This window comes from Stutzerimonas stutzeri (assembly GCF_000935215.1).
Taxonomy (GTDB): Bacteria; Pseudomonadota; Gammaproteobacteria; order Pseudomonadales; family Pseudomonadaceae; genus Stutzerimonas.
In genome coordinates, this window is record NZ_JXXD01000174.1 from 1 (window position 1) to 6,606 (window position 6,606).

Here is a 6,606-nt window from a genome sequence, read left to right on the forward strand (position 1 = left end):
CCTGCATGGGCGAGCCACAGCTGCCACAGAAACGATGCTGGCTGACCCAGGTACCGATCTGCGTGGCATAGCCGAGGAGCCGGAACAGATCGCGATCGTCCTCCTGCATGAACTGGCGCAGGCCCTGCCAGCGCGCGCCTGGCACATCGGCCGGAAAGTCCAGTTCGAAAAGAAACACCGGCTCTCCGTCGAAGTGCCCCAGACCCTGTTCTCTGAGCAGCGGCAGATCCAGGCGCTTGAGCCAGTCCCGCGGAAAGAGCGCACCGTTGCCATCGAGCAGAAACTGCTGCCGGCAGTGCACCACCGCCCAGCCCCCAGCCATCAAGGGATCGAGCAGCGCCGCCTGCCAGCGCAAGCTCATCAGGCGGCTACCGGCATGCCCAGCGCGCGTACGCTCTCGCTGGCCAGATCAAGCACGCTCACGCGCGAGTCGTCACGTCGCAATACCGCACCACCTTCAAGGTAGTACTCCAGGCTGGTCAGCGCATCGGCCAGAGTTTCCAGCAGTTGCTCGGGGGGCATCTGGTTCGATTCGAGCATGTGCTTTTGAATGAAATCAGCGCAGGCGCCGATCAGGTCCGCCGCGCGCTCCTGCTCAAGAAAACGCAGACCGCCGCGCACGGCCTGCAGGCTGAACGGCACGTTGGCCAGGTGCAATTTCTCCCCGTTGGACTCGAGATAAGCGGTGATCGCCCGCTTGGCCAGCGCCAGGCCTGCGGTCGCCTCATCGATTACCACGATGCACGCTTCGGTGAGCTGGTGATTGGCAAAGGCTTCCGCTTCCATTCCGGGTCGGGCGACCTGAGGCTTGGTATCGCGTCGATCGCCACGCTCGAGGCTGGCGACCATGCTCTCGACATACAGCACGGCATCGGCGAGACGTTGGATGACATGCGGTTCCGGCGCATGCTCCAGGCTCCAGCCAGACACGTCGCCCAGCTGCGCCTGCAGCGTGCTGGCCGCAGATGAAAGGCCAACCATGCCGAGGGTCTTGGCCATCTTCCCGAGCAGGTTATGCAGGTTCGAGTAGGCTTCCGCCTGGGCGGTGCCTCGCTCGATCAGATCCAGCAGATCCTTCAGGCTCGCCAGTTCCTCACGGATCGCCGAGGACAGCGAACGCATGACGGCCTGGCCCGGGCCGGCCAGGCGCTGGGATTCATCTTCCAGCAGGTGGTCGGTGAACGGCAGCGAACCCAGCGAGAACACCTGACGGACTTGGCTGGCGATAGGCCCATGGGTGTCCGCCAGCGCGACGACGTATAGCAGCTCTTTGAGCAGGCTGCGTGGCGCCTCGTATGCAGGGTTGCCAATGACCTGCTTGAGTTCCCGGTCCAGACGAGACAACAGCTGCTTGCGCGACTTGCGCGGCAATAGCTGGCCGTCCAGTTGCGATTCGACAGCGGCGCTGCCGATCCAGCACAGCCGACCGGCTGGCGACTCGACGAAGAGATGATCCAGCCGCGTCAAAGCGCGGCCCATGAGTTTCAGACTGGCTGGCAGATTCTCTTCACGAATGAAGCCGAGCAACCCGACCTGATACATCTGACGCAACCGCCGGGCCTCGGCAACTGGCGCGGCTCCCGAACGAACCGGCACGTCCAACGCAGGACGGGCATGGTCGAGCCGGACGCTGAAAAAGAAACTTTCCGGCAACGGCGGCTGCGCGCACGCCTGGCGCAGCGCGTTGATGGCTGGAAGCAGCAGCTCGGGGATTTCCTGGCGGCTGGCATCGACGCTTTCCAGATAACGCCGCAGCACGTAGAGCGCGTTGCTCAGCGCGGCGAGTTGCACGTCGCGGTCCTCGCCGGCGCCGACCGGGATGTCGGTAGCTAGCTGCAGTATTTCTTGCGCGAGCAACTCGGCGCCGGTCAGCTCGATGAGGTTGAGCGTGCCGCGCACCTGCTTGAGGTTCTCCACGGCCTGCTGCAACAGGCCGCCGTTGTTGCGGTCGATGATGAAATGCTCGAGGCTCTGCTCGGCTTCTTCCATGGTGGCGAACAGTTCGTCACGTACCAGACCGAGTGAAGTAGCTCCAGTAACCATGCCTAGTGCGCCTCCCGCGCAAACGTGTGGTGACGCATCAGTCGGCAAAGTCCGGCTTCTGTTTGCTCATATGAGCGGCGATGGCGACCTTGATGTCGGCCGACTGCAGCATGGCCGCATTCCAGGTGGCGATGTACTCGAGACCATCGTCGACCCGGTGATCGCGCATGTAACGGATCATCTCCTTGGTGCCGCGAATGGCGAGCGGTGATTTGCTGGCGATGTCACGGGCCAGCTCCAGCACGGCGTCCATCAGCATCTGCTGATCGGCATAGGTGCGATTGACGAGCCCGATGCTGCGCGCTTCCTCGCCGCTGATGGTGCGGCCGGTAAAGGCCAGTTCGCGCATCATGCCATCGCCGATGATGCGAGGTAGGCGCTGCAAGGTGCCGACATCGGCCGCCATACCCATGTCGATTTCCTTGATCGAGAATTTCGCGTCCGCCGTGCTGTAACGCATGTCGCAAGCGGAGATCAGATCGATGGCGCCGCCCAGACAGTAACCCTGGATCGCGGCGATGACCGGCTTGCGGCAGTTGTCCACGGCATTGAACGATGCCTGCAGAGAGAGGATCTTGCGCCGCAGCTGCTCGGCATTGCGGCCGACGTCGTTGCCAAGCTGGCTGCCGACCGAAGCCAGCATCTGCAGGTCTATACCGGAAGAGAAGTGGTCACCGGCGCCACTGAGGACGACTACGCGTACTTCGTCGGTTGCATCGATCCATTTGAAGATATCGATGATTTCCGACCAGAACGCAGCGTCCATCGCATTGATCTTTTCAGGCCGATTGATCACGACGCGGGCAATCTTGTCTGCCAACTCTACGCGGAAGGCTTTGTATTCGGTCACGCTATCATCCTCGACAGCAAGGGCGCATGGGGAGCGCCGTGGCGGGCAAACCCGTACGACGGCGGGCAACTATAACAACTGCCACCACGACGAGTGAATGTCGATGCAGACGATGTGATACAGACCACGCCGCCAGACGACCTGTTCATGCCGTTGTAGACGGTGGCGAGCATCGACGCATCATTCTTCGCGGATACAGTCGACGGTGTACACACATCCATCCGCGCCTGCCTCATGTTGCAGGCCATGAACGTCGGCATCGAACCCGGGGAAACGCTCGGCGAAATCACGGGCGAAACGAAGGTAATCGAGAATCGAGCGAGTCTCTTCGGTAAAGCGCTCGCCCGGCATGATCAACGGGATACCCGGCGGATACGGCACCAGCATGACCGCCGCGATTCGGCCCTGCAGTGCCTCGATCGGCACCGCTTCGACCTCGCCGCGAACCAGCTTGTCATATGCCTGGGCCGGAGTCATCGCAGGCTCCGGCAACGCCGTGTACATCCTGCGCATGGCCCGCGCCGTGGCATTTTCGCAATAACAGGCATGCAGCGCATCGCAGAGATCACGCAGCCCCATACCCGTATAGGCCGCTGCACCGGCGCGCGCAATTGATGGCAGGGCCTCGACCAGCGGGATATTGGCGTCGTAGTGACGCTTGAACTCCAGCAACTCGGTCAGCAGGGTGCTCCACTTGCCCTTGGTGATGCCCATGGAGAAAAGCACCAGCATCGAATACAGTCCGGTTTTTTCCACCACCAGACCACGTTCCCAGAGAAACTTGCTGACCACCGCCGCCGGTATGCCACTTTCACCCAGCGCGCCGGATGCGGTAAGGCCCGGAGTGACGAGCGTGACCTTGATTGGGTCGAGCAGTACGTAATCGTCGGCGATATCGCCGAAGCCATGCCAGTCAGCCGTTGGCTCGAGAAGCCAGTCCGGGGTCACCAGCGCCTCGGCGCCGTCGACCAGTGGTGGCTGCCAGATGCTGAACCACCAGTCGTCGGCATCGATGTGCTGGCGCAGGTTGGCCAGCGCCCGACGAAAGCTCAGCGCCTCATCGAACGTCTCTTGAATCAACGAGCGTCCCGCCGGGCCTTCCATCATGGCCGACGCCACGTCCAGCGATGCGAGGATGCCGTACTGCGGCGAGGTGGAGATGTGCATCATGAAGGCTTCGTTGAAGCGATCGCGATCGAGCTGCCGTGTCTGGCTGTCGAGCACATGGATCATCGAGGCCTGGCTGAACGCTGCCAGCAGCTTGTGGGTTGAATGGGTGGTGAACACCAGCGGGCCCTGCTCCCGCGTATCCATGCCGTAGCGGCCGTCATAGAACTCGTGGAATGCCGCGTAGGCGTACCACGCCTCGTCGAAGTGCAGCACTTCTACGTTGTCAGCCAGGGTGCGCTTGATCAGGTTGGCGTTGTAGCAGAGCCCGTCGTAGGTCGAGTTCGTCACCACCGCCAGCTTGACCTTCGGCGGCCGGCCACGCGCCAGCGGGTTGGCGGCGATCTTCGCCTGGATGGACTCGCGGGTGAATTCTTCCAGCGGAATCGGGCCGATGATGCCCAGCTCGTTGCGCGTCGGGCTCATGTACAGCGGTATCGCGCCAGTCATGATGATGGCGTGCAGAATCGATTTGTGGCAGTTGCGATCCACCAGTACCAGGTCGTCCCGCGCGACCATCGAATGCCAGACGATCTTGTTCGCCGTCGAGGTGCCATTGATTACGAAGAACGTGTGATCAGCGCCGAAGTTGCGTGCGGCGCGGGCTTCCGCCGCCGCTACCGGCCCGGTGTGATCGAGCAACGAGCCAAGCTCGGGTACCGAAACCGACAGGTCCGAGCGCAAGGTGTTTTCACCGAAGAACTGGTGGAACGCCTGGCCGACCGGACTCTTGCGGTAGGCCACGCCCCCACCGTGTCCCGGCGTATGCCAGGAATAGTTCGACTCGCCGGTATGGCGTACCAGCGCGCTGAAAAACGGTGGCAGCAGATCCTCGAGATAACCGCGTGCGGCCCGGGCGACCTGGCGCGCCAGAAACGGCACGGTGTCTTCGTACAGGTAAAGCAGGCCACGCAACTCGTTGAGATCGGCCATTGCCTCGGCAGGCGCATTCTCGATGGTGATCTGCTCGCCCAGTGCAAAGATCGGCAGACGCGGCGCGCGGCGACGAGCGACGCGGATCAGTTCCACCACGTCGTGCAGCAGGCGCTGATTGTCACCGGCGCCTTCTGCCGCAACCAGGATGCAGGCCAGCCCATGGTGCGTGGAGGCGACGATTCGTCCCTCGTTGGAGCTTGCTGTAGGCAGGATATTGAAGCCGTCGCGCTCCAGTTCGGAAGCGATGCCACGCACTCGCTCACCGGCAACGGTATCGGCCTTTATGTCACGGTGAACGATGAGGATGGGGAATTTCAGGTCTTTGTACATGCGCACTCTCTGCGAACGATCCACCTACAGGGTAGAAGCGTCCGCAGCAAAGGAACAGCGCATTGAAACGAGCGGTTGTGAGGCAGCGTCGCAAGTAGGCGGCAATGCCGAGCCATTCAGACTTCGAGCTGAGTCCAGAGCGGAGCTGCCCCGGCGGCTTTCTCGATCGCAGCCATTCGCGCCATGTGCGCGGCAACCTCTTCTTCGGTAGCGCGCAGCACCGCAGTGCGCGGCCGATCGGCGGGTAGCCGGCGGATCGGCGTGGGCTGGGGGCGACCGCCGTCGGAACTTTCACCATCACCCGCGAGGGACAGATTGGTCTGCCCGCCGGTCATGGTCAGCCAGACATCGGCGAGAATCTCGGCATCGAGCAGCGCGCCGTGCAGATCGCGGCCCGAGTTGTCCACGCCGTAGCGTTTGCACAAGGCATCGAGGCTGTTGCGCTGGCCCGGGTGACGCTCCCGAGCCATCAGCAGGGTATCGAGCACCGAGCAGTGGTCGGTGATCTCGGCACGCTCCTGCTGACCGAGCAGCGCGAACTCGTTATTGATGAAGCCAAGGTCGAACGCGGCGTTGTGGATGACCAGCTGCGCGTCCTTGATGAACTCGAAGAACTCGTCGGCGATGTCGCGGAACCGCGGCTTGTCGACAAGAAACTCGTTGGTGATGCCGTGAACGGCGATCGCGCCCTCGTCCACTTCACGATCAGGTTGCAGATAGACGTGGTAGTGCCGCCCGGTCAGGCGGCGGCCGATGACTTCGACACAGCCAATCTCGATGATCCGGTGGCCATCGGTCACCGGCATGCCGGTCGTTTCGGTATCCAGCACTACGCTGCGCATATCGTTTAGCTCACTTACACAATCGGTTGTCGTTTGGCCTGTACTACGCCGCGATTCGCAAGCAGGTCGGCATGCTCGTTACCGGGATGGCCGGTATGACCGCGAACCCACTCCCAGCTCACCTGATGGCGATTGACCTGCTCGTCGAGCTGCTGCCAAAGATCGGCATTCTTCACCGGCTGCTTGCTCGCCGTTTTCCAGCCGCGCTTCTTCCAGTTGGGCATCCAGTCGTTGATGCCCTGCATGACGTACTGCGAGTCGGTCACCAAACGCACCTTGCACGAGCGCTTCAGCTCCGCCAGCCCACGGATTGCCGCCATCAGCTCCATGCGGTTGTTGGTGGTGTCGGGCTCGCCGCCCCAGAGCTCGCGCTTGACACCCTTATAAATAAGTAGCGCCCCCCAGCCGCCCGGGCCGGGATTGCCCTTGCAGGCACCG

General features: G+C 62.5%; 6 protein-coding genes. All 6 read right to left on the bottom strand.

Features of this window, described 5'->3' with window-relative positions:
* On the bottom strand, positions 1-361 hold a 361-nt coding region (locus LO50_RS17715), incomplete at its 3' end, for an NUDIX-like domain-containing protein (protein ID WP_044315816.1).
* Positions 361-2,043 (bottom strand): FimL-related protein, encoded by a 1,683-nt coding sequence (locus LO50_RS17720; RefSeq protein ID WP_044315817.1) that lies wholly within the window; start codon positions 2,041-2,043, stop codon positions 361-363. The genes LO50_RS17715 and LO50_RS17720, both read right to left, overlap by 1 nt.
* Before the next feature lie 37 nt (positions 2,044-2,080).
* Positions 2,081-2,893, bottom strand: coding sequence for a crotonase/enoyl-CoA hydratase family protein (locus LO50_RS17725; RefSeq protein WP_044315818.1), 813 nt, complete (start codon positions 2,891-2,893; stop codon positions 2,081-2,083).
* 180 nt (positions 2,894-3,073) lie between these two features.
* Positions 3,074-5,326: an Orn/Lys/Arg family decarboxylase gene (locus LO50_RS17730; protein WP_044315819.1), complete on the bottom strand. Its 2,253-nt coding sequence runs from the start codon at positions 5,324-5,326 to the stop codon at positions 3,074-3,076.
* Positions 5,327-5,442: 116 nt separating this feature from the next.
* Positions 5,443-6,168 (bottom strand): DNA polymerase III subunit epsilon, encoded by a 726-nt coding sequence (gene dnaQ, locus LO50_RS17735; protein WP_044315820.1) that lies wholly within the window; start codon positions 6,166-6,168, stop codon positions 5,443-5,445.
* A gap of 14 nt (positions 6,169-6,182) precedes the next feature.
* Positions 6,183-6,606, bottom strand: a 424-nt coding sequence (gene rnhA, locus LO50_RS17740) for a ribonuclease HI (RefSeq protein WP_044315821.1), incomplete at its 5' end; no start/stop codon positions are given.